1 protein-coding gene is annotated in these 225 nt (G+C 48.4%); it reads right to left on the bottom strand.

Going from position 1 to position 225, the window contains the following annotated elements:
* Positions 1-225: MBG domain-containing protein (locus CES82_RS12635; RefSeq protein WP_180245757.1), on the bottom strand; the 225-nt coding region annotated here is incomplete at both ends.

Here is a 225-nt window from a genome sequence, read left to right as displayed (position 1 = left end):
GCAGCCCTTGTTGACTTAAACCGATTGAATAACTGCCGACATTGGCACTCGTGATCCCACTCAGATTGAAGTCTTCAGCTTGCCACTTTGGTGCCACTAAGCCAGTGGAAAGTTTAACGTTGAACTGCGTTGTGTCCGCTTGCGTGGTCCCATCGTAGAATTTAGTACTGTCCTGAACCTGAACTGTTGCCTGCGTATTCGGTGTAATGGTCAACTTACCGGCAA

It is taken from the genome of Secundilactobacillus silagincola, assembly GCF_002583405.1.
In the GTDB taxonomy this organism is placed as follows: Bacteria; Bacillota; Bacilli; order Lactobacillales; family Lactobacillaceae; genus Secundilactobacillus; species Secundilactobacillus silagincola.
The sequence above is the reverse complement of the archived record's forward strand: the minus strand, read 5'-3'. Positions and strand labels throughout refer to the sequence as shown.